We start from the raw sequence: 26,276 nt of genomic DNA, 5'->3' as shown, positions 1-26,276 counted from the left end.
AACAATGCCGGACTCTCTGCGCCTGGCCCGGCAAACAGCAATAACGGCAGGCCTTCTTGTTATGAATAATCCTTCCACCGTCTCCTACCGCAAAATCTGGCTCATGTCCTATCCTCTCATGATCAGCCTGATTATTGAACACATGATCGGATTGACGGACGCCGTCTTCCTGGGACGCGTGGGGGACGTGGCCCTGGGGGCCTGCGCCCTCGGCGGGGTTTATTACATGGCCATGTTCATGCTGGCGTTCGGATTCGGATTCGGGGCTCAAATCATCATTGCGCGTCGCAACGGGGAGCGCAGGTACAACCGCATCGCACCCACAATGATCCAGGGCTGTTATTTCATGCTTGCCCTGGCGCTCCTGCTTTTCTTCACCTCCCGGTACCTTTCCCCGTCCATCCTGCGCCATGCCATTGAATCCCCGCAGGTGTTCGGAGCTACCATGGAGTACCTGCACTGGCGTACTTACGGCGTTTTCTTCTCCTTCCTGTGCGTGATGTTCCGCTCCTACTACGTGGGGATTACCCAGACGAAGATCCTGACGGTCAATTCCATCGTGATGCTGTTAAGCAACGTCGTGCTGAATTACTGCCTCATTTTCGGCAAGGGCGGCTTTCCGGCGATGGGCGTGGCGGGAGCGGCCATAGCCTCCAGCGTGGCGGAAGCCGTTTCCCTGGCCTTTTTCATCATTTACACGGGTATCACGGCGGACAAGAGGAAGTACGGCTTCCGCAAGGCGTTCACGTTCCGCCCCCAGTTGCTGAAGGGCATGCTGTCCATTTCCGGGTGGACGATGGTGCAGTCCTTCATTTCCGTTTCCGTCTGGTTCATTTTTTTCCTGGCTATTGAGCACCTGGGGGAACGCCCCCTGGCTGTCACCAATATCGTGCGCAACATGGCAGCCATGCTTATCATGGTCATGAGTGCATTCGCCACCACGGCGGGGGCTTTGATCAGCAACCAGATCGGCGCCGGAGAACAGCGCTTCCTGTTCAAGACCTGCGGGATGACGCTGAATCTTACCTATGCACTGCTGATTCCGCTTCTGATTATCCTGTGCCTGTTCCCGGAACCCATTCTCAGGATTTTCACCGACAATCCCTCCCTCATTGCGGCCAGCATTCCTTCCGTTTACGTCATGGCTACTTCCACCTTGATTTCGGCACCCGCCTTCATCCTGTTCAATGCCGTTTCCGGCACGGGAAACACCAGGGCGGGATTCGTGATGGAGATGATCACGCTCGCCGTTTATACGGTCGCCGTTTACTACGGCGTCATCGTGCTCAAGCCGGACGTGGCTCTCTGCTGGTTTTCCGAACATATTTACGGGCTCGTCCTCATTTCCCTGACATGGTGGTACCTCAAGAGCGGCAGATGGCGCGGCAAGAAGGTTTGATGGCAACGGCATCCCTCCGCTTCCCGGAAAACGATGAAAGGGATACCCCATGTTCAAACGGCTGCAACAAGGCGTCGGGCCCCTGTTTGCTGTCCTTGTGCTTTTGAGCAGCATTTACTTGCCGTACCGGCAGGCTCATGACCCGGATTACGATGGTCCCGGAGCGGCATGCACCGAGTCACATCCGGATTTAACGTAGCACGAACCGCCGGACGGCCATGGGAATTCCTGGGCCTCCCTGTGTTCCGGAAACCAGGAGTCATACGCATTTCGGGCAACAGATAATTCTACCTGTTTATGACGCATCAATGTGTTCATTGATGATTTGGCGGCCGAATGCAAGGAGTGGAGTTTGCCGACGGAGGCGGTCATTCGGCTGTCCTATGATGGTTTTCTGGCCCCTTTAAGGAAGGAGGCGCTACGTGAATGTTTACACGTTTGGGAAAATTGTATTGCAGGCATTTCTGGCATGCACAGGAGTACTGTTTGTCGGACTCGTGTACATGAGCCTGGCAAGAAAGCCGAGCTGGAAGGGTGCATTTTCCCAGGTTTTGTTCTATCTAGCGTACATTCCTTGTGGCATTTAGGTGAAGGCGTATGCTGCCGCCGATCTTATCCGGAACCATTACGAATATTCCTGGGAGCCGCCGTTCCCGGTGGGGAGGACGTTTTTCCGGCAGAGGAAGAACTGCGGACTTACGGATTCAAATACAAAAGCTCTTGTGAGGGAGTCCGTTATTATGTGCGGCACGAACAGCTGCGTTGATGCGGATATGTGCTCGGAACGAAAAACATCGTGGCCTCCGTCAATGAGGATGGAGGAAAATATTTGTTTCTGCTCCAAATGCGTTTTTATGACCAGCATCATGATGAATCATCCCGCTTTATCCCTGTTGCGCCCAGGAGATTTTGGCAGATCTTCCCGCCATTTTTCCCGCCTGAATGATCGTGAATCCCTCAACGGACTTTTCCCTTCTACGTAAAACAGAGGCCTTCTTTTTATGAATGGCCTTACGGCAGGAGCTTCCGGAAAAGACGCAGCCGAGAATAGCCCTATCCGGCCATTGCAAAATCCCGCCCTATTGCGGATTTTCGCACAAAAAAGCCCCGCGGCCGCAGCCGCAGGGCGAAAACATAAGCAGGAGATTTTTATTCCTCCCCGGTTGCCTCTTCGGCGTCCCGGTCTTCTTCCTGGGAAGCGTTTCTTCCCTGCTGGGAAACGGCTTTCAGGCTCTGCTTGCGGCGGGATTCCTCCATCATGAAGAATTCGGCGCAGCGGAAGGCGCGGCGGGCGGCTTCGCGGGCAGTCTGGTCGTCCATCAGGGCAAGGCCTTCTTCGGAGACTTCAGCCAGGAACATTTTCCACGCACGGGCGGCGACTTTCTTGCCGTCCAGGTTTTTCAGGGACGCCGTATCCTGCATGGCGGGCTGGCGGTCGTCGGCACCGCCATTGCCTTTTTTGTTGCGGCGGCGGCGCTTGCGCTTGTTGAAAGGAGTATCGGAGCCTCCTCCCACGGTTTCCGGCTGGGCGAAGGGTTCGTTTCCGTGCTGTTCATGGCGTTCCTGCTGGTCCTGATTGCGGTTCGGGCGGTAGGATTCGCGCTTGACCTTGACCGGAGAACCGGATTCGGGCTGTTTTACCGGTTCGGAAACTGCATTTTTCTCAATCTGGGGAGAAGAGGGGGAGGCGGATTCCTGGGTTTTGGCGGGAGCGGGGGCCGCTTCAGCAGCCGGGGACTCCTTGACAGCCGTCTTTTTGGCGGCTTTCACGGTTTTCGTCCTGGCTGCGGTTTTCGCAGCGGATTTGACCGTTTTGATTTTGGTTTTGGGTGCTTCTACGGAAGCGGCGTCAGCTGGCTTTTCTTCAGCCTTGGCGGCAGTCTTTTTAGCCGGAGCCGCCGCCTTTCTGGCGGCAGTTTTCCGGGTAGCCGGCTTTTGGGCGGCGGACGCTTCCGGAGCACTTGTTTCTGATGGTTTTTTAGCCATAAAATTTCAAGTGAAAGGACGGATTATGAATTAATCCCGGAGATTGTCGAGATTTATCACGGAGACTCATCCGGAAGAAGCGGCAAATCTTTCAGAAGGCTCCTGTATTTCTCCGAGTCAAAAGGACGGCCGCCCACCACCATCTCATTGATGACGACTGCCAGTGCCTGCGCTATCAGTTCCAGCGCTTCCTGTTCCTCCAGCTTTTCCTTTCCCGTAAGCCGTTCCAGGCAGCCTTTAACATACGCCGTTTCCGGTGCAGAGAGCTGCTCCTGTACGGCGGGCAGCAGGTCTTCAATCATTTCATCCGGTATTTCCATCGTTCCCGCTTCCGGTGCGTTGTTACATGGCGCCCATGCGGCTGCGGATGACGGACTGGAGTTCCGTTTCAAATTCGCGCAGGTCATCCGCCGTGGGTTCTCCCAGCGTGGCGTCCCAGTTGATGCGGCCCGTCCGGTCAATGTCCCATACGCCCTGGGCGCCGCTCTTGAACAGTACCTTGCCCGCTATCAGGGCATGGGGCGGCGTCACCTCATCCACGCTCACCTGGGTTTTGCCCAGCAGGGGAGAAGGAGCCGGGGCGGCTTCCATTCCGGATTGTTCCGGCTGGGGGGCGGGTTCCGGCTGCCTGAGGTGGATGTCCAGGTCCTGAAGCAGGAAACGGGTATCCATGAATGTAAGCTTCAGCCCCAGTTTTTCATGCAGATTTTTCTGAATGGCGTTCAGGTCAAGGCCTTCTTCCGCCCAGTCCCTGATGGACTGGACCTGTTCCGGAGATAATTGATCAGGGTTAATCATGATATGTGTTTGAGTCAGGATAATGCTTTTTTGTTCGCGGCCAGCCATGCATTCCAGCATGGAATGAATGCGGGTGAAAAGTCCTGCGGGCGGCGTTCCACCCATGCTTGGATTTGCTCCGGGGTGAACCATTGCACGCTGTCCACTTCCGCGGCGGGGAAGCGCACCCTGCCCGTATAGCGGCCTTCATAGAGGGCGACGAATTCCCAGCCGTTGTTTTCTCCGGCGTCAAAGTCCGCAATTCGCCGTAATTCGCAGCCAGTCACGCCCAGTTCCTCTTCCAGTTCCCGGACGGCCGCTTGATCATAATCTTCTCCGGCGTCCAGATGACCGGCGGCGGAAGAGTCCCACCTGCCCGGCTGCCTGTCCTTCCGCATGGACCTTTTCTGGAGCAGCACGGCTCCATGCTTGTTTACCAGGAACATGTGCACGGCACGGTGGCGCAGGTCCATTTCATGAATTTCCCGGCGCGTTCCCGTTCCGGTCATCTGGTTGAGTTCGTCCACCACGTCGAACAGTTCGTCTCCGCTCTGCGCCACGTCCTTGAGAGGGTTGGAGTCATAAGCCCGCGCCAGGTCCACCCATTGCGCCAGATTCAGTTCCTCCGGCCTGGCGGACGGAGAGATTCCCAGAGAAGCGGCTACTTCGTCCCACGGAGGGGAAGGCGGAAGCTGCTTTTTCAATTGTTTGCGCCTCTGGGAAAAGGCTTTTCTCATCAGCTCGTCCATCAGGCGGTCGTCATACGGCGGCAATTCGCGCACCGGACGGGGCGTCAGGAGCATGACGGTGGAGTCAATCCGGGGGCGGGGATGGAACGCTTCCGGCGGAATGGTCTTGAGAGCGCGGGGAATCCAGTTTTTCTGGATGCGCAGGGAAAGGAGACCGAAGGCGTCGTCCTCCGGAGTTGCCAGAATGCGGTCGATGAATTCCTTCTGGAGCATCACGACGGCCCGTTCCACGGGACTGGGCCGGGAGAGAAAGTTTTGCAGAATGGCCCCTCCGGCGGAATACGGCAGGTTGCCCAGGAATTTGACAGGAGCTTCCGCAAAGAGTCCGCGGGGGTCCCAGGAAGCGCCGTCCGCATGGTACACCTCCACATGGGGATCTCCGGCCCAGCGGTTTTTCTGGTATTCCGCCAGGCGGGCGTCAAATTCCACCAGGACCATCCTGCGGCAGAGCGGTGCAGCATGTTCGGTCAAGGCCCCGGTTCCCGGCCCCACTTCCACCACACAGTCTTCCGGCTGGATTTCCAGCTGGTCCACAATCCAGCGGGCCACGTTTTCGTCCGTCAGGAAGTTCTGCCCGAGCGATTTGCTGGGCCGCACGTCGTGTTCTTCCAGAACATTCCTGATCTCAACCGGCTTCATGCGGCAATGTTCTCAAAAACATACATCCGGGACCAGTAAAAAGCGGGGCAGTTTCCGGCATGAAAAGGGGCCTTCCGGAAAACAGCGGAATATCAGGGAAAAAGACTGGTCCGCATTTTGGCATATGGGTTATACTGCCTCCATGCATGCATCCTTTCTAGTCGTGGGAGCCGGGCTGGCCGGATTGACCGCCGCAGAGCAGATCGCCGCCCGGCTGGGGAAGGACTGCCTGGTCATCGACCGCCGGGACCACATCGGCGGCAACTGCCACGATATGCAGGACGAACACGGAGTGCTGGTTCACCCCTACGGCCCCCATTATTTCAGGACGGACAGCGAACGTGTTGTCAACTACCTGAGCCGTTTCACGGACTGGCATCCCGTCCGCTACAGAGTGCAAAGCTGCACGAAGGGCCGTTACTGGTCCTTCCCCGTCAATTTGCGCACTTTTGAACAACTGATGGGCCGCGAATGCACGGAGGAGGAGTTCCGCGCATGGCTGGACCGGGAGCGGGCGCCGGAAGACGGACCGCCCGCCAATTCGGAGGAACTCATGCTCCGTACCGCGGGAAAGACCCTGTACCGCCTGTTTTTTGCTCCCTATACGCTCAAGCAGTGGGGCGTTCCCGCCACGGAGCTGGCCCCTTCCGTCTGCGGACGCATTCCAATCCGCACCAACAGGGATGATTCCTACCTGAAAGAGTCTTTCCAGGCCCTGCCCCAGGACGGGTATGCCGCCATGTTCCGGCGCATGTCCTCTTCCCCCCTGATCAGGATTCTCACTTCCACCTCCTTTGAAGAAGTGAAGAAGCGCATCACCTGGGACCATCTCATCTATACCGGCCCGCTGGACGCCTATTTCAATTATTCCCTGGGCCGCCTTCCCTACCGCAGCCTCCGGTTCGAGAGGGAGCATTTCTCCGCAGACCAGTTGGAGGAACGTCTTCCCGTCTCCGGCAAGGAAGGGTTCTGGCAGCCGGAAATGCAGGTGAATTACCCGGACCCGGCCGTTCCTTGGACCAGAATCGTGGAACTCAAGCACGCCACGGGCCAGCAGGTGGAAGGGAGTACCGTCATCCGGGAATATCCGGATGCCTGGACAACTGAAAAAGAACCTTATTATCCGATCCCTTCCGGGGTTTCGGAACAATTGGCGGAGGCATATCGCAAATTGACAAAACGGGAGAAACATGTCACTTTTATCGGGCGTCTGGCACAATACCGTTACCTGAATATGGACCAGGTGGTCCTTCAGGCCCTGGAATGTGCGGACGCCCTGGCCGGAGGCAGGGACAACCCGGCTTAACAGCATTGATAAGATCATGAAAGTACTTGTAACCGGCGGCGCCGGATATATTGGCTCCCACACGGTACGCCAGCTCGTGAAGACGGGCGCTGACGTAACCGTCCTAGACAACATGGTATATGGACATATCGGAGCCATCGTGGATCCGGAAGTGAAGCTGGTCAAAGGGGACCTGGGCGATGCTTCCGTGGTGTATCCGCTCCTGATGACAGGCAATTTTGATGCCGTGATCCACTTCGCCGCCTACATCAACGTGGGAGAATCCGTCCAGAATCCGCTCAAGTACTATATGAACAATATCGCGCGCCCGCTCGTCCTTCTGGGCGCCATGCAGGCGGCTGGCGTCAAGCGCTTCGTCTTTTCCTCCACCTGCGCCACGTACGGGGTTCCCACCCAGATTCCGATTCCGGAAACGGAAAAGCAGGATCCCATCAATCCCTACGGAAGCTCCAAGTACATGCTGGAAAAGGTATGCAAGGACTGCGACCGCGCCTGGGGCCTCAAGAGTGTTTTCCTGCGCTATTTCAACGCCTCCGGATGCAGTGTGGACGGTCTCATCGGGGAAGACCATGAACCGGAAACCCACCTCATTCCCAACATTCTGCTGACGCTGACCGGGGAGAAGGAATACATTGAAGTTTTCGGGACGGATTATGATACTCCGGACGGCACCTGCATCCGGGACTACATCCACGTGGACGACTTGGCGGACGCCCACCTGAAAGCCGTGGACTACCTGATGAAGGGGGGCTCTACGGAGTGTTTCAACCTGGGCACCGGCCTGGGGCTTTCCGTCCGGGAAATTCTGGAAACCGCTGAAAAAGTCACCGGGAAGAAGATTCCCGTCCGCTACGGCCCCCGCCGGGAAGGAGATCCACCCCGCCTGATCGCCAATCCTGCAAAAGCCAAGGAAATCCTCGGCTGGGAAGCCCAGTGCAAGGACGCGAACAAAATCGTGGAAACGGCCTGGAAGTGGATGACCGGTCCGCACGGCGGCCATTATTGATTTAATTCTCCGTGGATATCATTCTTTTCCCTCCCCGCCCTGGACTTCATGGCGGGGATTTTTTGTTTGCCGCCACCGGGAAAAAACCATTATCCTTACGGAAAATGCCCAAAGAAGGGATTTCATATGAGCCTGCACATGGGAAGCACTGAAAACGCGCTGAAGGAACTGGAAAGACAACGCAGCAGGGAGATGTGGAAGGCAGCGCTGGGCGCTTTCCTCATCATGGCGTTCATCTATGTCGTCATTCCCGTGATACTCATCATTTATTTCGGCGACCTCAAAAACCCGTGAATAACGGCGCCTGCAGATATTCCGGATGAAAAACGCCCGATGATTCATACGCAGGCCCGTTCTGCGAAACGCAGCCATTCGGAACAACCGCAGCACCGGAAAGGCGGAAAAGCTTTCTCCGGGAAGAAGCCGGGAAGCGCAATGCATTTATTACAAGGACGCTTTTCATGCACATCTGGTCATCATGCGAACCATGACAAAACCAGGCTTTTTAAGCTCGGCCCCGGCGGGGGATATTCGTTATACTTCGGGCGAATAGTTTTCCACTGAATGAGCCTCCACATTGAAAGTACCGACGAAGCCCTTGAGGAACTGAAAAAGCAGCGCACCAAGACCCTGGCCGCCGCCATTTCCGTTTCCTTCCTCGGCGTCGCCCTGATGTGCCTTCTGCTCTACCTGGTGCACATCATCGCCGCCATTCCGGAAGATCCTCCCATGGTCGCCTACGCCACCCAGGAAGGCGACAATCCGGACATCGACACTCCGGAGGTTACCCAGACCACCCAGCGGCCCAGCAGTTCCTCCGCCGCGGCCCAGGTGAAGGTTATTGCCGCCGTGGCTTCCGCGGACGTAGCCGTGGTGAATCCGGACATTGACGTAGAAATCCCCACCGAGGAACTTTCCACGGGCATCGACATCGGCGACGGTTTCGGCATCGGGACCGGAGACGGGGACGGCGGAGGCATTCCCGGCATCGTGTCCAAGCGCTGCGACCTGAACGACCGCATGAAGCGCATCACGGAGAACGGGGGCACCCCGCAGTGCGAGGAAGCCGTCGTCAAATCCCTCCGCTGGCTCCAGAAGCAGCAGAACAAGGACGGTTCCTGGGGCGGCACTCCCCATAATTACAAGTGTTCCATGACGGGGCTCGCCCTGCTGGCCTATCTGGCCCACTGTGAAACACCGCTTTCCGAGGAGTTCGGAGAAAGCGTGCTCAAGGGCATTTCCTTCCTTGTGGACCAAGGCATGAAGGCTCCCGTTCTTTCTCTCGTCCCGCAGAGAAACGAGGTCAGCTACGACCATGCCGTGGCCACCTACGCGCTCTGTGAAGCGTACACCTTCTGCAAGCAGATGGACATTCCCTCCATCTCCAATCTGGAAAAGGTCGTCGTGAAGGCCGTGGACAAGATTCTGGATAACCAGAATGTGGACGGCGGCTGGGCCTACAATTACAATACCAGGGCCGGAGCCCACACGGACCTTTCCGTCACCGGATGGAACGTACAGGCTCTGAAAGCCGCAGAACACGGCGGCATCAAGCCCACCAAGGGCGAAATCCGCACCGCCCTGCGCAAGGCCGCCATGTACTGCCGCAAGTGCAGCAAGCCGGACGGCCTGTTCACCTACATGCAGGAAGGCAGGGAAGACGCGACTGCCCGTCCGTCCCTGGTGGGTGTAGGGGTGCTGTCCCTCCAAATGTGCGGCAGCGGCTCCGACAGCGCCGCACGCAAGGGACTGGACTGGATGCTCAAGAATACCAACAAGCCTTTCAACTGGAGGGCGAACAACACCTCTTCCAATCTCTACCAGCATTACTACGGCGTGCAGGCGGCCATGAACCGCGGCGGGGACGTGTGGACGGCTTACAACAGGGCTTTCCGCGACGCCACCCTGGGAGCGCAGGCTTCCGACGGCAGCTTTGCCCCCAACGGGTTCCCCGGTCCCGGCGGCCTGGTGAACAGCAACGGGGGCACCATCAACGACAAGATTTACCGCCAGTGCCTGGCCACGCTGATGCTGGAGGTTTATTACAGGTTCCTGCCGGGTACGGGAGAAGGGACCAGAAATTCCTAATCTGATTGACAGACCGCCGTGTCTGGTTTTAGTATGTTGCCAGCCTTGTGAACAGCAAGGCTTGCAGCACACTTTTGCATGTCGGCAACTCTCCGTTTTTCAAGGATGAAAAGGAGTTTGCCGTAGCATCAACCAGACACGTCTCTCCATGAGCCTTCATATTGAAAGTACCGACGAAGCCCTTGAGGAACTGAAAAAGCAGCGCACCAAAACCCTGGCCGCCGCTATTTCCGTTTCCTTCCTCGGCGTCGCCCTGATGGGCCTTCTGCTCTACCTGGTGCACATCATCGCCGCCATTCCGGAAGATCCCCCCATGGTCGCCTACGCCACCCAGGAGGGCGACAATCCGGACATCGACACTCCGGAGGTTACCCAGACCACCCAGCGGCCCAGCAGTTCCTCCGCCGCGGCCCAGGTGAAGGTCATTGCCGCCGTAGCTTCCGCGGACGTGGCCGTGGTCAACCCGGATATTGAAGTGGAAGTCCCCTCTGAAGAACTTTCCACGGGCATCGACATCGGCGACGGTTTCGGCATCGGGACCGGAGACGGGGACGGCGGAGGCATTCCCGGCATCCTTTCCAAGCGCTGCGACCTGAACGACCGCATGAAGCGCATCACGGAGAACGGGGGCACCCCGCAGTGCGAGGAAGCCGTCGTCAAGTCCCTCCGCTGGCTCAAAAAGCAGCAGAACGGCAACGGTTCCTGGGGCGACGGACAGTTCAAGGCGTCCATGACCGGAATTACCCTGCTGGCCTATCTGGCGCACTGTGAAACCCCGCTTTCCGAGGAGTTCGGAGAGAACGTGCTCAAGGGCATTTCCTTCCTTGTCGATCTGGGGATGAAAAACCCGGTTATTTCCGAACAGCCCGGCCTGAAGGAAGTCTGCTATGACCATGCCGTGGCCACTTACGCGCTCTGTGAAGCGTACACCTTCTGCAAGCAGATGGACATTCCCTCCATTTCCAATCTGGAACGAGTCGTCGTGAAGGCCGTGGACAGGATTCTGGACGCCCAGTGCCCCAACGGAGGATGGGCCTACAGCTATACAGAATCAATCCGAACATCGACCTTTCCGTCACCGGATGGAACGTGCAGGCCTTGAAGGCCGCGGAACACGGCGGCATCAAGCCCACCAAGGGCGAGATCCGCACCGCCCTGCGCAAGGCCGCCATGTACTGCCGCAAGAACGTCATGCCCGACGGGAAATTCTCCTACAAGGAAAACGGAGAAAATCCCCGTTCCTCCCTGGTGGGCGTGGGCGTGCTCTCCCTGCAAATGACCGGCAACGGTTCCGACAGCGCTGCGCGCAAGGGACTGGACTGGATTAAGAACAACGTCAAGACCCTGGAATGGGGCAAGGGTTCCGGTACGGAGAACGTCAAGAGCAACCTTTACATGCACTATTACTGCGTGCAGGCGGCCATGAACCGCGGCGGGGATGTATGGGCCTCCTACAACAAGGCTTTCCGCGATGCCGTTCTCGGCGGCCAGAAGCCGGACGGCAGCTTCAGCAACAACGATACGGGCTATGCCGAATGCCTGAGCGGAAAGTCCAAGAATATCTACCGCCAGTGCCTGGCCACATTGATGCTGGAAACCTACTACCGCTTCCTTCCCGGGACGGGTGAAGGAACCAAGAATTCCTGACGGGATTCATCAGTTTTCCCACAGCCGCCTTTCCTCCGGGAAAGGCGGCTTTTTCTTTGCCTCCGGCCTCTTCCGGAAGCCGTCCCCGGAGCCATGCAGGCGTGGAACATATCCTCCGCATAAGTAACAATTTAGTAACAACACTCTTATTACAAGCTAATTATAAATTTTAATCTTGCTCATGAAATATTTTGGAGAGATGGTGGGATCAATAACCAACCCATCTATTCATGAGCCTGCATATTGAAAGTACAGAAGAAGTCCTGGCAGAATTAAAAAGGCAGCGCGCCAAATCCCTGGCTGCCGCCATCTCCGTCTCCTTTCTCGGCGTTGCCCTGATGGGGCTCCTGCTCTATCTGGTGAATATCATCACCGCCATTCCGGAAGAACCTGCCGTCACCGTGTACCCGATGGAGGAAAGAAGAGGCGAGGACCCCATCAAACCGGAAATAACCCGGCCACAGCGTCCCAGCAGCCCCCACCAGAAATCGGAAGTAAGAATCGTCGTCTCCACCGCCACTACGGACGTCCCGATCAACAATCCGGAAATTGACGTGGAAATTCCCTCCGATACCTTTTCCGAAGGCCTGGAATTCGGGGACAATATCGGCTTTAACAACGGAAAGGGCCCCGGCGGATACGAGCCGGACGACATTACTCTTTCCAAACGCTGCGATTTGAACGACCGCATGAAGCGCATCACGGAGAACGGAGGCACCCCGCAGTGCGAGGAAGCCGTCGTCAAGTCCCTCCGCTGGCTCCAGAAGCAGCAGAACAAGGACGGTTCCTGGGGCGGAGGAGGACAGAATTACAAGTGTTCCATGACGGGGCTCGCCCTGCTGGCCTACCTGGCCCACTGTGAAACCCCGCTTTCCGAAGAGTTTGGAGACAGCGTGCTCAAGGGCATTTCCTTCCTCGTGGACCAGGGCATGAAGGCTCCCGTCCTTTCCCTGGTTCCCCAGATGAACGAGGTCAGCTACGACCATGCCATCGCCACTTATGCCCTTTGCGAGGCGTATGCTTTCTGCAAGCAGATGGACATTCCCTCCATCTCCAATCTGGAACGGGTCACCGTGAAGGCCGTGGACAGAATTCTGGACGGACAGAACAATAACGGCGGCTGGGCCTACAATTACAACACCAGAGCCGGAGCGCACACGGACCTTTCCGTCACCGGATGGAACGTGCAGGCCCTGAAGGCCGCGCAACACGGCGGCATCAAGCCCACCAAGGGCGAGATCCGCACCGCCTTGCGCAAGGCCGCCATGTACTGCCGCAAGACTGCGATGCCAGACGGCCTGTTTTCCTACCAGGAAAACGGCAAGGAACCCCGTCCGTCCCTGGTGGGTGTGGGGGTGCTGTCCCTCCAGATGTGCGGCAGCGGCTCCGACAGCGCCGCGCGCAAGGGACTGGACTGGATGCTCAAGAGCACCAACAAGCCTTTCAACTGGAAGGCGAACAACACCACCTCCAACCTCTACCAGCATTACTACGGCGTACAGGCGGCCATGAACCGCGGCGGGGACGTGTGGACGGCTTACAACAGGGCTTTCCGCGACGCCACCCTGGGAGCGCAGGCTTCCGACGGCAGCTTTGCCCCCAACGGGTTCGGAGGCCCCGGCGGCAACGTTCAAACAAGCCAGAACCGCCATGCCAACGACAGGATTTACCGCCAATGCCTGGCCACGCTGATGCTGGAGGTTTATTACAGGTTCCTGCCGGGTACTGGAGAAGGGGCCGGAATGGCCTTCAACCGTCCGGTTTTGTGACGGTCCGTCAATTATCGCCCCTTCCTGCGGACAGGCCCGCCTATACCCCCATGCATCTTAAATCCTGACTTGACCGGCGCTGCTTCTCTTGTTATTCATACGGTTTCCATTATCCAATAACGTGAATAACAATTCTTCCATCCTTTTCGGCCGTTTTGACGAGTTCCTGTGGATTCGGTGCTCCGGCCGCGGCAGTTTTTCCAACAGCCCCACGGTGAAGTCGCTGGGGGACGAATACATCGCCTCCGGAGGACGCCTGATTGTGATTGATCTGGAAACATGTTCCGGCATTGATTCCACCTTCATGGGAACCCTGGCGGGGCTGGCCCGCAGGCTGATGCCCATTGACGGAGCCGTGCAAATAGCCTCCCCAAGCGAACGCTGCCTTTCCGCTTTGGAAAGTCTGGGACTGGACGCCCTGCTGAGCATTGAACCGCCCACCGCCCCCTGGCGGGGCAAAGTGGAGCAAATACGCGCCAACCTCGGTACGGAGACAACCCCCGCCGTTCATCTGGACGCCAGGGACCAAACCCTCCACGTTCTCGACTCCCACCTGACTCTGAGCGAGCTGAGCGAAGAGAACGAAGAAAAATTCCGCAATGTGACCGACTGCCTCAAGGACGAGCTGAAGAGGCAGAAAGACCAGTAAATCCTCCTCTCCGGATATGGATATGAGTTCCCTGGCCTCCCTGTACAGGAGCGCCCTGTCCGCCAGTGAAACAGATTCCGTCCGGGAACGGGCCGGTTCGCGGCATTCCGCATTGCCGGATGAACGCACGCTTCAGCTCCTGCTGCTGGAAGGCAGGTTCGGTTTTTCCTTCACGGACGATCTCGGAAGATCCGTCCGTATTCTGGACTGCGGGGACTGGAACAAGTCCGCCGGACCGGATTTTCTGAATGCCCGCATTCAACTGGACGGTGTTCCGTACACGGGAGACATGGAACTGGATTCCGCTCCGGAAGACTGGGAACGCCACAACCACGGCTCCAACTCCGCATTCGACGGCGTCATCCTGCACCTTGCCTGCACCCCGAGCCGCAAGGAATGGTTCACCCGCAATTCCCGGCATGAACGCATCCCTCTGGCCGTCATTCCGGCATCCATGCTGAATGGCACGGAAGCCTTACCAGCCGCCGCTCCGGACCGTTCCTGCCGCCATGCGGAGGTTCTGGAAACGATGCCTGCCGAACAGTTGGAAATCCTGCTGCAATCCGCGGCGGCCTACCGCTTCCAGCTCAAGCACCGCCGGCACACGCAACGGGGCGGACTGGCAGCGCCCTCGCAGCTTTTATACGAAAACCTGGCGGAGACGCTGGGCTACCACGCCAATAAAAACGCCATGCGTCACCTGGCGCAGCGGGCGCCCCTGCATGCGCTCCGGGATTGTCCCGAAGCCCTGCTCTTCGGCACCGCGGGCTTCCTGGTTCCCGTTCTTTCCGATTCCTGCACGCCGGAAGCCATAGCCCATCATAAAAGGCTGTGGGAGCAATGGTGGCCCCTGCGCGAGCATTTTGAACTGGCGCCGGAACGCATGTTCCCCTGGACGCTGTCGGGCAGCAGGCCAGCCAATCATCCCCAGCGGCGCATCGGCGCCCTGGCAACTATCGCCGCCGATTTTTCCGCCTTCCAGCGGCTTTGCACTCCCGACCATCTGGATGACCTGGCGGATTATCTCTCCTCCCTGAAACATCCGTACTGGAGCAGCCATGTCACGCTGCCTTCCGCTCCTTCCAAAAGTCCCATGGCCCTGATGGGCCGCGACCGCATTCAGGAATTCATTATCAACCATATTCTGCCGGGGGAAGGCTCCGAACGAGCGTGGAAACTGTATCTGACGCGCCCAGGTCCCCAGGCGGGGGCCAGAGTTCTTTCCATCCACCAGCGCCTTCTGGGAAAGAGAAAAGATGCGGCCGCATTCCTGAAGAGGGCATGGCATCACCAGGCTCTTCTCCAAATTCATGAAGACCTGTGTTTCCGGCATTCCTGCTGCGTCTGCTCCCTGCTGGAGCATATGAAGGGGGCCTGAACGGGCCGCATCCTTTTTTTCTGCTGTGCCCGGTCTCCGGAGAAGGCGGCTCAGCGAAAAACCGGAACGGCCATCCAGCGCGGAACAGACCGGATTCCGCAGGTTCAAGTGCAGCTCATCAACGGAACGGCCTCTGAAAAAACGGCGGGTACTTCCGCAGAATACCCGCGCCGTCCGGGTATAAAAAGGCTCCGCAGCCGCCAGGTCCACGCACAAACCTTGACAACTGCGGAGCCGTGCTTACACACACTTATTCATCCAACAAAAAGCCTTATGAGGCCTCCTCCATCAGGAATGGTGGAAGGAGGTGCCTTCTTCCGCAGTCATCGGCGAGGTGACCGGGTGTTTCTCGAAGAAATCGATCATGCGCTTGTAGTCTTCCAGGAAGAGGTCTGCCAAGTCCTTGGAGAAGCCCTGGCGAACCATCACGCGCATCACGACCGTATTCTGGCAATCCGCAGGCAGCGTGAAGGCAGGCACCTGCCAGCCACGCGTCCTGAGCTTGTCGGAAAGGTCGAAGAGGGTGTAATTCGTCTTTTGCCCGTCCTTGATGAAGAAACAGGCGGCGGGGATGCCTTCCTTGGGATCGCCCGTGCAAATGAATTCGTACGGTCCCAGCTTGGCTATTTCCGATGAAATGTACTGCGCCACGTCATATGCCTGGGTATGGATATTGGTATATCCTTCCTTGCCTAGGCGAATGAAGTCGTAATACTGGCAGATGATCTGGCCGGCAGGGCGGGAGAAGTTGATGGCGAAGTTGGGGATTTCCCCGCCAAGATAGTTCACGTTGAAGATCAATCCTTCCGGCAGTTCGGAAGTGTCTCTCCACACCACCCAGCCGCAGCCGAGGGGGGCCAAGCCGTATTTGTGGCCGGACGTGCTGATGGATTTCACGCGGGGGACGCGGAAGTCAAAGGCAATGTCCGGAGCGCAGAAGGGAGCCAGGAACGCGCCGCTGGCGCCGTCCACATGGATGTCAATGTTAATGCCGGTCTTGGCTTCATAGTCATCCAGGGCCTTGGCGATGTCCGCCGGGAATTCATAAGCGCCCGTGTAGGTCACGCCAAAGGTGGGCACCACCACGATGGTGTTTTCGTCTACCTGTTCCAGCATACGTTCAACGTCCATTTTCCATTTGCCGGGGGCCATGGGGATTTCACGCATTTCAATGTCCCAGTAGCGGCAGAATTTGTGCCAGCAGATCTGCACGGGGCCGCATACGAGGTTGGGCTTGTCGATCGGCTTGCCGGCAGCCTTGCGGCGGGCGCGCCATCTCCACAGGGCAGCCATGCCGCCGAGCATGCACGCTTCACTGGAACCGATGGTGGAGCAGCCGATGGGCTTTTCATCCTGATTTACATTCCACAGATTGGCAAGAATGGCGGCGCAGCGCATTTCAATGGCCGCCGTCTGCGGATATTCATCCTTGTCAATCATGTTTTTGTTGATGCTGATGTTCATCAGCATCCTCACCTGCTTTTCATCCCAGGTCTGGCAGAAGGTTGCCAGGTTCTGGCGGGCGTTGCCGTCCAGCATCAATTCATCGGACACGAGCTGGTAGGCATCCTCTGGACGCATGGCATAGTCGGGAAATTGAGTCTTGGGCAAAATATTGTCCGCCTCCGGAGAACCGAAAATGGAGTTCTCGGCACGAGCGGTATCGGGTTTCTGATTTGGAGCAAACATGACGGTATGTATTTTTTCATTTACGGGAAAGCCCGGTCAGGCTTCCCACATACATGGATAGAAGCCCGCAAGCCGGGAAGCGTTCATATTTCCATTGTCATTCCCCTTGTCATAACTTTTCAATCAGAATACATGAACAAGAATTCATTTATTTATCATTTATTATTAAAAATCATATAATTACAATTTTATTATTATTTATTATATAAATTCTAATTGCACTCTATGTATGACACAAACTTTTATCTAACAAAAAATGTGTCGCGACATTTTCAATTTCAACGGCCAACCGGAAATGGATGGCGGTTTTCCTTCCGGAATCACGCGTCATTGCGTGAGAAAATTCATGGTGTAAAGACTCCTACCATTCCAGACGCCGGATCTATCACGCAAAAAGCCCACCCACCCGGGCGCACGTGATCCCGTGCCAATCTGGACATCAAACAAAGAACCTTATACCGCATATTCATGAAACCAAAATTAGCAGTATCCGCCATCCTGTTCCTCATGGCCTCTTCCCTGATGCAAACGGGGACGGCCCAGCAGAGTGAAGACCTTTACCAGGGCACCGTCACTGCCCGGCAGGAAACAGACGGAAATATTACCTACAATTTGAAGGAAAACCTGTCTTTTGAAAACTTCCAGACAAACGACGGCGTTTACGCAGGCAGCGTTTTCTTCAACCAAACCACGGATCCTGCTACGGCCCCCAATACGTCCGTCATGACGTTTGGCGGCACGGGAATGTCCATGAGTTTTGAAAATTGTTCCTCCGTCCACAGCGACCGCTGGACCAACGATAATGAAGGAGGGGGCGCGATCCGCGCGGAAATGCTCGTCTTCACGGACATGGGGGATCTTTCCTTCAACGGCAGCAAGTCCATCGTGAATGCCGACACCAACGCCGGTGGAGCCGTGAACGTGCGCGGAGATGCCACCTTTTCCAACATGGGCAACATCTCCTTCACCAACAATGAGCTGGGAGACAGCGCCGCACAGGGGCAGGCCCTGGGGGGTGCCCTGTTTGTGAAGGGTACAATCACTTTCGAGAATACCAAGTCCATTCTGTTCAGCGGGAATACCACCGGGCATTCTCCGACAAGCGCACACGCCAACATAGGAGGGGCTATCTATGCCGGAGCCAATGATTCCTCCTCCTCCAACATGAAGACTTACATTCCCGAAGGTGAAGATGCCATTACCTTCCGGGGTATTGGCGGAGACATTATCTTTGAAGACAATTCCGCGTGGATGGCCGGAGCCATTTATGCCTATGCGGGCACCGTGGACGGCCAGGAAGGGACCGGAGGCGGCATGACGATAAACGGCGTCACAGGAGACGTTATTTTCAGGAACAACCGGGCGGACGCCGGTGACAAGGCCTCCGATTACAACGGCAATTTCGGAGCCATTTACAGCGGCCAGGACATGGACATCTTCAACGTGCAAGGAGACCTGCGCTTTGAAGGCAATCACGCCAGCAACAGCGCCGGAGCATTCCGCGTCAGCGGAAGCTTCAACCTCGACAATGTAGGCTCCATCACCTTCATCGGCAACCACGCGGAAAAGAGCTATGCCGTTGGCATGATTGACGAAAACTGGAACGTCACCAATACGGGAGATATCACTATTTCCGGAAATAGTTCAGGCGTGCAAATGGGCGGCGTGGCCGTCTTCGGCAACACCACGTTTTCCAACAACGGCGACATCACCGTGGAAAACAACACCACCGCCGGCTCCAACGGAGCGCTCCGCCTTTACGGAACGTTCAGCGTTACGGATGCAGGAAATATTTCCATTTCCGGAAACAGCGCGGGCAACTACAATGGAGCCATCGAGGTGAATGGCGATGCGTCCTTCACCCGAACCGGAAACATTAACCTGGATCATAATACGGCAGGTTATCATTACGGCGTGGGGCAGTTCCACGGAAACCTTGTCTTTTCCAATACGGGAGACATCTCCATTTCCGGAAACAAGTCCACGGATTACGGCTACGGAGCCCTGCTAGTGGACGGACGAACGTCCTTCGTCAATACAGGAAAGGTCACCATCTCGGGAAACTCGGCCAAGTGGGACGTAGGCGCGCTTCAGACAGCCAACGGGCTGGAATTCATCAACAACCGCGGCGGCGTACTCATTGAGAACAACTCCGTTGACGGTGCTGCAGGGGCCATGCTCCTTTATTACAAGGATGCCGTCTTCTCCGCAGACCAGGGAGATATCATCGTGAAAGGCAACACGGAAAAACGCGGAGGGAACAACCCTATTCTGAACTCTCTTGTATTCGGAACCAACGGAAGCATTTCCATGGACAGCGTGGTACTCCGTGCCCAGGAAGGAAGGACAGTCACTTTTTATGACCCCTTCCGCAATAAAGGCGACGGAGCGGAATATGACAACATCGTCTATGACTTCAACAAGTCCGAAGACGTGGATACCGCTCCCTATGAGGGAACGGCTCCTGAATTCAGCGGAACCATCCGCTTTTCGGGGGAGGAGGCGGACAAGCTGATCACCCAGGCCGCAGGAGAATCTGAGGAAGAGTGGCAGAATCGCCTGGCGGAATCTAAGTACTTCAATGTTTCCGGAAAAACGACGCTGTACGACGGCACCCTGATCCTGGAAAACGGCGTCACATACGGCAACAGCGATTTGGCCAAGAATTCCTCCTTCACCATCAACAAGGGCGTTCTGGAAATCACGGGCAACAGCTCCGTGAACAGCAAAGCCATCGCCTTTGCAAAGGGAGCTACCCTGAGGGCTGGCCGCGGTGCGGTCTTCCGCGGTGACACAATCGATTTCAGCAAGGGCGTCATCTTCGACCTGCGCCCCTTCATGGACGATTACAGCTCCGGTCTGAGCATTGAACAGGCCAATTCCCACACGCTCGGCGGCTTGATGGGCGTGGCCGACACTCTGGACGACTACGCTCACGAGCGCTGGGCAACCAAGCAGAGATTCCTGGCACTTTCCTACACCGATGGCACGGAAGGCAACAGAACGAACGATTTCGACGACATTTATTCTACCACTACAGGAACGAATGTAGTCGAATCCTCCTACACGTATGAAGGCTACTGGACCAAGGAATGGGAAGACACGGACGGCGATGGCATTGGCGACCAACTGTACGCGGTCTGGAACCCCACCGGCGGCATTGAAGATATTCTGCCGGAGCTGGCCGGCGCGGACATAGGCAATTCCATGTGGAGCTCCGCTTCCAACATGAAGTCCGTTTCCAACGCCGCCCTGGGCAAAGTGGGGATCACCCGCTTCCTGCTGGGACCCAAGAATAATTTCTGGGTCAACGGTCTGGGCGATTTCACCTATCATGCCACCAGAAACGGCATTGACGGCTACGATTACAACGGCGGTGGCTACGCCGTGGGCGCCGACCGCAGGTTCACGCCGAACACTATCCTGGGCGCCGCCTTCGGCAACCTGTACGGCAAGAACAAGAGCCGCACGTGGATCAGCGAAGTGGACCAGACGTCCTACGTGGCCCTGCTCTACGGAGCATGGAGAAGGCAGATATCTCCCGGCAACATGCTGAATATCCAAGGAACCCTGGGCTACGGCTGGACCCGCAACAAACTGGATTCCTACTATTCCGGCGGCTCGTCCAACGGCAAATGGGAAAACAGGATGGGCTTCGCCACCCTGCAGGCCACCTGGGACCACAAGCTGAACAAGGGATGGACGCTGTCCCCGTTCCTGGGAATCGAGTACACCCAGGTGAATCAGAATTCCTTCACGGAAACGGGATATGATCCCCGCCATTTCGACAGGGGAGACCTGAAGAACCTGAGCCTCCCCGTGGGTGTGGGAATCAGCAAGTCCCTGCAATTCAGCAACGGAGTCCTGTGGGTGAACAGCCTGGCCGTGAGCTACGTTCCCGACGTGGTCCGCGACAATCCGGAAACCCGCGCCAGACGCCTGATGAACGATTTTTCCTGGACTGCCAGGGGGTCCCGCCCGGACCGCAACGCCGTGCGCGTCAATTACAACAGCACTGTGGTCATCAATCCGCGGTGGACGGCCTACGGCGGTTATGAATTTGAAGGCAGAAGCAAGTCAACCTACCACCGGGTCAACGCCGGGGTAAGCTACGCCTTCTAAGTCGCAAACAACGGGGCTGGGAGAGTGCTTCCTCCCAGGCCCACAGCCCCAACCCCGAATCACCGGGATGCAGCTCCTATGGAACTGCATCCCGTTTGATTTTCCATGCGCCCCCGCAAGCAAAACCGCCAGTTCCACAAATACTGTCAGAACGTTTATGAATAGCGGCATGAAACCATGGCGCGGCAGGGTCCGTTTGACATGGTTATATGCGGAAATTAGAATGGTGGAAAATTCAGCAGTTGCGCCTTTGGCAAATGAGGAGTACTTAATTAATCAAAATTGGACGCGGTATGAATATAAGGATAGCCGACATGGAAGACAGGGATTCCCTGTTGCTGGAACAGCTCCTGAACGTCTGGGAAAACTCGGTCAGGGCAACGCATTTTTTTCTGGCAGAAGCGGATATGGAAGATATCAAAAAATATGTTCCTCAAGCATTGAGAGATATTTCTCATTTGATTGTCGCAGAGAATGGCCAGGGCGTTCCCGCAGCGTTCATGGGGATAGAGGGGCAAAAGCTGGAAATGCTGTTTATTTCTCCGGAAGAAACGGGGCGGGGATTGGGAAGGAAGCTGCTTCAGTACGGTATGCAGAATTTCGCTATCAATACACTGGGAGTCAACGAACAAAATCCGCAGGCCAAGGGATTTTACGAACACATGGGATTCCAGGTTTACAAAAGAACGGATCACGACGAACAAGGTAATCCGTACCCTGTTTTATACATGAGATTGGTTTAACAGGTTTGCTCTGAAAAACGGTGGAGTTTTCATTCCTCCGGAGGGAATGGCCGGAAGAAACGCGAAAAGGGAATCCGTCTTTTTCACATGGAGGAATGCTCCGTTCACGCCCGGCAGACTGGGAAGTCAAAGCCACCGGAGGTCCTCTTGCACTCGGATGGCCGCCATGCCCCCACGGCTGCCTTTTTTATTTCCGAAGGGTCTTCCCCGGGAATAAACCGTCTTTCCCCATTATTTGCATGGAGCTTCCAGCATGTATAAAACGTGCGGATGGAGAGGAGAGGACGCAGACACTTTCGGATGGTTGAATTCCGCCGTTTTTTTCATTCCGGCGCGCCGCATCACGGCTTGTGAAGGATGGTTCACACAGGCGGCGAAGGAGTACACCCGGTCAAATCCCAGGCGGGAAAATCCGTATTCCAGGCACGCCACGGCTCCTTCCGTGGCATAACCATACCCCCAGGCTTCCGGCACCAGCCGCCAGCCTATTTCCACGCAGGGGGTGAATTCCGCCTCAAATTCCACCCAATGGAAGCCCAGAAGGCCGATGAGGGCGCCGGAGGATTTAAGCTCCACGGCATACAGGCCATAGCCCTTTTCATCCAGCTCTGCCCGCATGCGGTCCCACATGGAGCGGGATTCCTCCTCCGTCAACACGGAAGGGAAGAAGCGCATCACCAGGGGGCTGGCGTTCATGGCCGCAAAAAAGGGCCAGTCCGCTTCCTCCCACGCCCGGAATTTCAAACGGGCCGATTCCGGAAATACATGCGGTTCCTTTTTCACGAATTCAGGTTTTTCAGTTGTACATGGAGAGTTCCGTTTCCAGCGCGGCACAGCGGTTGACGCGGAATTGCTCGTCCAGCTCCAGAATCCGGCTGTGCCCCAGGCTGTCCTTGATGGTGAGGTTGACCTTGCCGCGGCCAGGATATTTTTTCAGGATGTTCCGGATATGTTCCAAGTTTTCCCTGGTGTGGCGCAGGGGACTGACAATGATGTTCAGCGGCCCCTGGTCTCCGGATTTGGTTCTGCGCTTTTTCCCGCCCAGCGGGTCAATGCCCTGGGCGGCCACGCTCTTGGAGGAGGTGCGGTCGTCCTCCCGGATGTTGGCGCGCACGGCCACGAAGACGCCGGGTTCCAGGCCGCCTTCCATTTCCAGGGCTTTTTCATAGACGTCCGACCACAGAAGCACTTCCACGCTTCCGGTAAAGTCTTCCAGGGTCAGGATGGCGAATTTCCTTCCCGCCTTGCTGATTTTGGGAATGACAGAGCGCACCATGCCGGCAATCTGGTGCTTCTGCTTGAGTTCGTGGGATTCCAGGGAGTCTATGAGGCCGATGCGCGTGTATTTTTCCGCATCAATGACACCGCGCATGGAATCCAAGGGGTGCCCGCAGAAGTAGGCGCCCAGCAAGTCTTTTTCATCAGTCATGCGCTGTTCCTTGGGCCATTCCGGAACGGGAGGCTCATCTTTTACCCTGGGGGCCTCAAAGGTCATGTCAAATAGGGAGCCCTGCCCCAGCGCCTTGTCCTTGTGCACCTGGGAGGCGCCGCTGAGGGCCAGGTCCACGCGCTCGAACATGACGGAACGCGGTTCCAGCGTCCAGTCCAGCGCACCAGCGCGAATCAGGGATTCCAGAATTTTCTTGTTGACGGATTTGGAGTCCAGCCTGTTACAGATGTCCTCCATGCTGGTGAATTCCCCGTTCCTGTTCCGCTCTTCCAGAAGAATCTGCATGGCGCCTTCACCCACGTTCTTGATGGCGGCCAGGCCGTAGCGCACGGCCAGCTTGCCGGAAGGCGTTTCTTCAGGAGTGAATTTGAGCATGGATTTGTTCACGTTGGGCGGCAGGATTTCAATGCCCATGCGGTTGGCCTCCTGGATGAACACGCCGATTTTGTCGTTATTCACTTCATTGGACATCAGGCCGCAGAGGAATTCCACGGGGAAGTGGGCCTTGAGATAGGCCGTCCAGTAGGAGATGTGGCCGTAGCAGGCGGAGTGGGATTTGTTGAACCCGTACCCGGCGAATTTTTCAATTTTGTCAAAGATGGCCGTGGCCGTTTTTTCGTCAATCTGGTTGGTTTTCCAGCATCCTTCCACAAAGTGGGCCTTTTCCTTGGCCATTTTCGCGGGGTCTTTCTTACCCATGGCGCGCCGCAGAAGGTCGGCGCCGCCGAGCGTGTAGCCCGCCAGCAGCTTGGCCGCGGCCTGCACCTGTTCCTGGTAGATCATCACGCCGTAAGTTTCTCCGCTGACCTGCTCCAGCAGGGGGTGTTCATATTCCACCTTCCGGATGCCCTTCTTGACCTCGATCATTTCATCCATGAACTGCATGGCTCCCGGACGGTACAGGGCCAGCAAGTCAATGATGTCTTCAATTTTCTGGATGCCATACCTCCGGCAGGTATCCACCATGCCGCCGGATTCCAACTGGAACACACCCATCGTGTCCCCCCTGTTGAGCAGGTCCAGTGTTTCACGGTCGTCCAGGGGCACGTCGTCCAGTCTGAATTCCGGAACGCGCCAGCGGGCGTATTCCTCCGCGTCGTGCATGACGGTGAGGGTTTTCAGCCCCAGAAAGTCCATTTTCAACAGCCCCACTTCATAAATGGCGCTCATGTCGCACTGGGCGACGACGGCGGCGTGGGGATCGGAAAGGTCGTCACGGGTCAGGGCCACGTGTTCGTCCAGGGGACGGTCACCGATAACGACGCCTGCGGCGTGCACGCCCACGTTGCGTATCAGGCCCTCCAGGCGGGTCGCGTACCCCCAGAGTTCCGTGTACGCTTCATCGGACGCAATAAGGTCGCGCAGTTCCTCATTGCTTTTATAGCTGGATTGCAGCGTCACCTTGGGCCCCGTTTCAATCAGCTTGGAGATGCGGTCGCCGTCGGCATAAGACATGTCCATCACGCGCGCCACGTCCCTGAGAACGGATTTGGCGCCCATGGTGCCGTACGTGATGATATGGGACACGGCGCGCTCCCCGTATTTCTGCCGTACGTAGTCAATCACCTCCGGACGGCGCGTCTGGCAGAAGTCAATGTCGATATCCGGCGGGCTCACGCGCTCCGGATTCAAGAAGCGTTCAAAGATGAGGCCGAAGCGCAACGGGTCGATGTTCGTGATTTTCATGGCGTACGCCACCAGAGAGCCGGCGGCGGAACCGCGGCCGGGCCCCACGGGAATATCGTGGTCCTTCGCCCAGTTGATGAAGTCCGCCGTAATCAGGAAGTAGGAAGCGAACTTCAACTGGTTGATGATACCCAGTTCATAGTCCAGGCGGGCGCACAGTTCCTTGTCCGCGGCCACGCGCTCCTTGCCGTACCGTTCTTCCAGTCCCTTGTAGCACACCTTGCGCAGGTATTCCTCGCGTGTGGAGCCGTCCGGCGTGCCGAATTCGGGGTATTTTTCCGTGCTGGTGGAGTCCAGCTTGATCGTGACATTGCAGCGCTCCGCGATTTTCAGCGTGTTTTCCAGCGCGTCCGGATAGTCCTTGAATACTTCCCTCATTTCCTCCGGGGATTTGAGGTAAACTTCCGTGGAGTAGCGCATGCGCTTGGGGGAGGCCAGTTTTTCGTTGGTGCCTATGCAGATGAGCGCATCGTGCATGTCATGGTCCTCCCTTTTCAGGAAATGAACGTCATTGGTGGCCAGGATGGGCGTTCCGGTTTTGCGGGCGATGCGCACCAGTTCCGGAAGGCACTTTTTCTGTTCCTCCATGCCGTGGTCCTGCAATTCCACAAAGATGTTGTTCTCCCCGAAGACATCTTTCAGGGCCAGCAGGGCTTCTTCCGCCTTTTCCGGCTGGTCGTTGAGCAGCCATTCATTGAGGGGCCCGGCAAGGCACGCCGTGCAGCAGATGAGGCCCTCATGGAATTCCCGCAGGGTTTCCATGTCCACGCGCGGCTTGTAGTAGAAGCCTTCCAGATGGGAGCGGGAGACCATCTTGACCAGGTTCTGCCAGCCCGTTTCATTTTCCGCCAGAAGAAGAAGGTGTGTGTATTTGCGCCGGCCGGGAAGCTGCTTTTTCACGCCGATGGGCGTGGGGGAGAGGTACACTTCACAGCCGAAGATAGGCTTCACGGGCTGTTTCCATGGGCCTTCCGGGTGTTCCTTGTTCCAGGCTTCCGCGGATTTGTTGAGGCTGTTGGTCTCCATGACCAGCTCAATGGCTCCAAAGAGGTTGCCGTGATCCGTGACGGCGACGGCGGGCATTCCCATGCGGGAGCATTCCGCAATGAGGTCCTTGATGTGGACGGCGCCGTCCAGAAGGGAGTATTCCGTGTGGTTGTGGAGGTGTACGAAGGTGTCCGCCATGAATCAGG

General features: G+C 56.9%; 19 protein-coding genes. 12 read left to right on the top strand and 7 right to left on the bottom strand.

From position 1 onward, the window contains the following. Positions 1 to 61 precede the first annotated feature (61 nt). Positions 62 to 1,399 carry an MATE family efflux transporter gene (locus OQH67_RS07680; protein ID WP_215435229.1) on the top strand — a complete coding sequence of 446 codons (1,338 nt, stop codon included), beginning with the start codon at positions 62 to 64 and terminating at the stop codon, positions 1,397 to 1,399. Between the two features lie 1,149 nt (positions 1,400 to 2,548). On the opposite strand, the gene OQH67_RS07675 is transcribed toward OQH67_RS07680, so the two are convergent. Genes OQH67_RS07675 through rsmA form a run of 4 tightly spaced genes read right to left on the bottom strand, consistent with a single transcriptional unit; the run spans position 2,549 to position 5,550 of the window. Then, positions 2,549 to 3,385 carry a hypothetical protein gene (locus OQH67_RS07675; RefSeq protein ID WP_215435228.1) on the bottom strand — a complete coding sequence of 279 codons (837 nt, stop codon included), beginning with the start codon at positions 3,383 to 3,385 and terminating at the stop codon, positions 2,549 to 2,551. 56 nt (positions 3,386 to 3,441) lie between these two features. Next, the gene (locus tag OQH67_RS07670; RefSeq protein WP_215711679.1) at positions 3,442 to 3,687 is read right to left on the bottom strand and encodes a hypothetical protein; all 246 of its coding nucleotides are present in this window, start codon (positions 3,685 to 3,687) and stop codon (positions 3,442 to 3,444) included. A gap of 40 nt (positions 3,688 to 3,727) precedes the next feature. Then, positions 3,728 to 4,183 carry a hypothetical protein gene (locus tag OQH67_RS07665; protein WP_067982321.1) on the bottom strand — a complete coding sequence of 152 codons (456 nt, stop codon included), beginning with the start codon at positions 4,181 to 4,183 and terminating at the stop codon, positions 3,728 to 3,730. Positions 4,184 to 4,197: 14 nt separating this feature from the next. Then, on the bottom strand, positions 4,198 to 5,550 hold the full coding sequence (rsmA, locus tag OQH67_RS07660) for a 16S rRNA (adenine(1518)-N(6)/adenine(1519)-N(6))-dimethyltransferase RsmA (protein ID WP_215435226.1): 1,353 nt from the start codon (positions 5,548 to 5,550) through the stop codon (positions 4,198 to 4,200). A gap of 124 nt (positions 5,551 to 5,674) precedes the next feature. Here rsmA and OQH67_RS07655 point away from each other — a divergent pair, with 124 nt between their 5' ends. From OQH67_RS07655 to OQH67_RS07615, 9 genes are all read left to right on the top strand, one after another. Further along, positions 5,675 to 6,856 (top strand): UDP-galactopyranose/dTDP-fucopyranose mutase family protein, encoded by a 1,182-nt coding sequence (locus OQH67_RS07655; RefSeq protein WP_215458932.1) that lies wholly within the window; start codon positions 5,675 to 5,677, stop codon positions 6,854 to 6,856. 16 nt (positions 6,857 to 6,872) lie between these two features. Continuing rightward, positions 6,873 to 7,862 (top strand): UDP-glucose 4-epimerase GalE, encoded by a 990-nt coding sequence (galE, locus tag OQH67_RS07650; protein WP_265145408.1) that lies wholly within the window; start codon positions 6,873 to 6,875, stop codon positions 7,860 to 7,862. Between the two features lie 138 nt (positions 7,863 to 8,000). Further along, entirely contained in the window at positions 8,001 to 8,156 is a 156-nt protein-coding gene (locus tag OQH67_RS07645; protein ID WP_215435224.1) for a hypothetical protein, read from the top strand. Between the two features lie 270 nt (positions 8,157 to 8,426). After that, positions 8,427 to 9,950, top strand: coding sequence for a prenyltransferase/squalene oxidase repeat-containing protein (locus OQH67_RS07640; protein WP_215435223.1), 1,524 nt, complete (start codon positions 8,427 to 8,429; stop codon positions 9,948 to 9,950). A gap of 148 nt (positions 9,951 to 10,098) precedes the next feature. Beyond that, complete coding sequence (locus OQH67_RS07635; protein WP_265145407.1) at positions 10,099 to 11,052, top strand: prenyltransferase/squalene oxidase repeat-containing protein; 954 nt, start codon at positions 10,099 to 10,101, stop codon at positions 11,050 to 11,052. Further along, positions 10,980 to 11,597, top strand: a complete 618-nt coding sequence (locus tag OQH67_RS07630; RefSeq protein WP_265145406.1) for a hypothetical protein — start codon at positions 10,980 to 10,982, stop codon at positions 11,595 to 11,597. The genes OQH67_RS07635 and OQH67_RS07630 overlap by 73 nt, the downstream gene beginning before the upstream one ends. A gap of 230 nt (positions 11,598 to 11,827) precedes the next feature. Beyond that, positions 11,828 to 13,366, top strand: a complete 1,539-nt coding sequence (locus OQH67_RS07625) for a prenyltransferase/squalene oxidase repeat-containing protein (RefSeq protein WP_215435222.1) — start codon at positions 11,828 to 11,830, stop codon at positions 13,364 to 13,366. Positions 13,367 to 13,487: 121 nt separating this feature from the next. Continuing rightward, positions 13,488 to 14,015: an STAS domain-containing protein gene (locus tag OQH67_RS07620; RefSeq protein WP_067573801.1), complete on the top strand. Its 528-nt coding sequence runs from the start codon at positions 13,488 to 13,490 to the stop codon at positions 14,013 to 14,015. A 22-nt stretch (positions 14,016 to 14,037) separates the two neighbouring features. Continuing rightward, a complete protein-coding gene (locus OQH67_RS07615; protein ID WP_215458933.1) occupies positions 14,038 to 15,393 on the top strand; it encodes a DUF2851 family protein in 1,356 nt (451 codons plus the stop codon). Between the two features lie 288 nt (positions 15,394 to 15,681). Here the strand turns inward: OQH67_RS07615 and gad are convergent, their stop codons facing one another. After that, positions 15,682 to 17,082 (bottom strand): glutamate decarboxylase, encoded by a 1,401-nt coding sequence (gene gad / locus OQH67_RS07610; RefSeq protein ID WP_215435220.1) that lies wholly within the window; start codon positions 17,080 to 17,082, stop codon positions 15,682 to 15,684. A 468-nt stretch (positions 17,083 to 17,550) separates the two neighbouring features. Here gad and OQH67_RS07605 point away from each other — a divergent pair, with 468 nt between their 5' ends. Both OQH67_RS07605 and OQH67_RS07600 read left to right on the top strand, forming a co-directional pair. Further along, a complete protein-coding gene (locus OQH67_RS07605) occupies positions 17,551 to 21,204 on the top strand; it encodes an autotransporter domain-containing protein (RefSeq protein ID WP_215435219.1) in 3,654 nt (1,217 codons plus the stop codon). Between the two features lie 314 nt (positions 21,205 to 21,518). Then, positions 21,519 to 21,947: a GNAT family N-acetyltransferase gene (locus OQH67_RS07600; RefSeq protein WP_215435218.1), complete on the top strand. Its 429-nt coding sequence runs from the start codon at positions 21,519 to 21,521 to the stop codon at positions 21,945 to 21,947. 231 nt (positions 21,948 to 22,178) lie between these two features. Here the strand turns inward: OQH67_RS07600 and OQH67_RS07595 are convergent, their stop codons facing one another. Together OQH67_RS07595 and dnaE are read right to left on the bottom strand one after the other, a co-directional pair. Beyond that, the gene (locus tag OQH67_RS07595) at positions 22,179 to 22,730 is read right to left on the bottom strand and encodes a GNAT family N-acetyltransferase (RefSeq protein WP_215435217.1); all 552 of its coding nucleotides are present in this window, start codon (positions 22,728 to 22,730) and stop codon (positions 22,179 to 22,181) included. 13 nt (positions 22,731 to 22,743) lie between these two features. Continuing rightward, complete coding sequence (dnaE, locus tag OQH67_RS07590; protein ID WP_215435216.1) at positions 22,744 to 26,268, bottom strand: DNA polymerase III subunit alpha; 3,525 nt, start codon at positions 26,266 to 26,268, stop codon at positions 22,744 to 22,746. Positions 26,269 to 26,276: the final 8 nt, after the last annotated feature.

The sequence above is a fragment of the Akkermansia biwaensis genome (assembly GCF_026072915.1).
In the GTDB taxonomy this organism is placed as follows: domain Bacteria; phylum Verrucomicrobiota; class Verrucomicrobiia; order Verrucomicrobiales; family Akkermansiaceae; genus Akkermansia; species Akkermansia biwaensis.
This window is presented reverse-complemented; position numbering and strand designations above follow the sequence as displayed.

Coding starts and splice junctions, on each gene's coding strand:
- OQH67_RS07680 (WP_215435229.1), top strand. CDS start 62: ATGAATAATCCTTCCACCGTCTCCTACCGCAAAATCTGGCTCATGTCC.
- OQH67_RS07615 (WP_215458933.1), top strand. CDS start 14,038: ATGAGTTCCCTGGCCTCCCTGTACAGGAGCGCCCTGTCCGCCAGTGAA.
- OQH67_RS07640 (WP_215435223.1), top strand. CDS start 8,427: ATGAGCCTCCACATTGAAAGTACCGACGAAGCCCTTGAGGAACTGAAA.
- dnaE (WP_215435216.1), bottom strand. CDS start 26,268: ATGGCGGACACCTTCGTACACCTCCACAACCACACGGAATACTCCCTT.
- OQH67_RS07655 (WP_215458932.1), top strand. CDS start 5,675: ATGGGTTATACTGCCTCCATGCATGCATCCTTTCTAGTCGTGGGAGCC.
- gad (WP_215435220.1), bottom strand. CDS start 17,082: ATGTTTGCTCCAAATCAGAAACCCGATACCGCTCGTGCCGAGAACTCC.
- OQH67_RS07645 (WP_215435224.1), top strand. CDS start 8,001: ATGGGAAGCACTGAAAACGCGCTGAAGGAACTGGAAAGACAACGCAGC.
- OQH67_RS07635 (WP_265145407.1), top strand. CDS start 10,099: ATGAGCCTTCATATTGAAAGTACCGACGAAGCCCTTGAGGAACTGAAA.
- OQH67_RS07665 (WP_067982321.1), bottom strand. CDS start 4,183: ATGATTAACCCTGATCAATTATCTCCGGAACAGGTCCAGTCCATCAGG.
- galE (WP_265145408.1), top strand. CDS start 6,873: ATGAAAGTACTTGTAACCGGCGGCGCCGGATATATTGGCTCCCACACG.
- OQH67_RS07600 (WP_215435218.1), top strand. CDS start 21,519: ATGGAAGACAGGGATTCCCTGTTGCTGGAACAGCTCCTGAACGTCTGG.
- OQH67_RS07605 (WP_215435219.1), top strand. CDS start 17,551: ATGAAACCAAAATTAGCAGTATCCGCCATCCTGTTCCTCATGGCCTCT.
- OQH67_RS07670 (WP_215711679.1), bottom strand. CDS start 3,687: ATGATTGAAGACCTGCTGCCCGCCGTACAGGAGCAGCTCTCTGCACCG.
- OQH67_RS07625 (WP_215435222.1), top strand. CDS start 11,828: ATGAGCCTGCATATTGAAAGTACAGAAGAAGTCCTGGCAGAATTAAAA.
- OQH67_RS07675 (WP_215435228.1), bottom strand. CDS start 3,385: ATGGCTAAAAAACCATCAGAAACAAGTGCTCCGGAAGCGTCCGCCGCC.
- rsmA (WP_215435226.1), bottom strand. CDS start 5,550: ATGAAGCCGGTTGAGATCAGGAATGTTCTGGAAGAACACGACGTGCGG.
- OQH67_RS07630 (WP_265145406.1), top strand. CDS start 10,980: ATGGGCCTACAGCTATACAGAATCAATCCGAACATCGACCTTTCCGTC.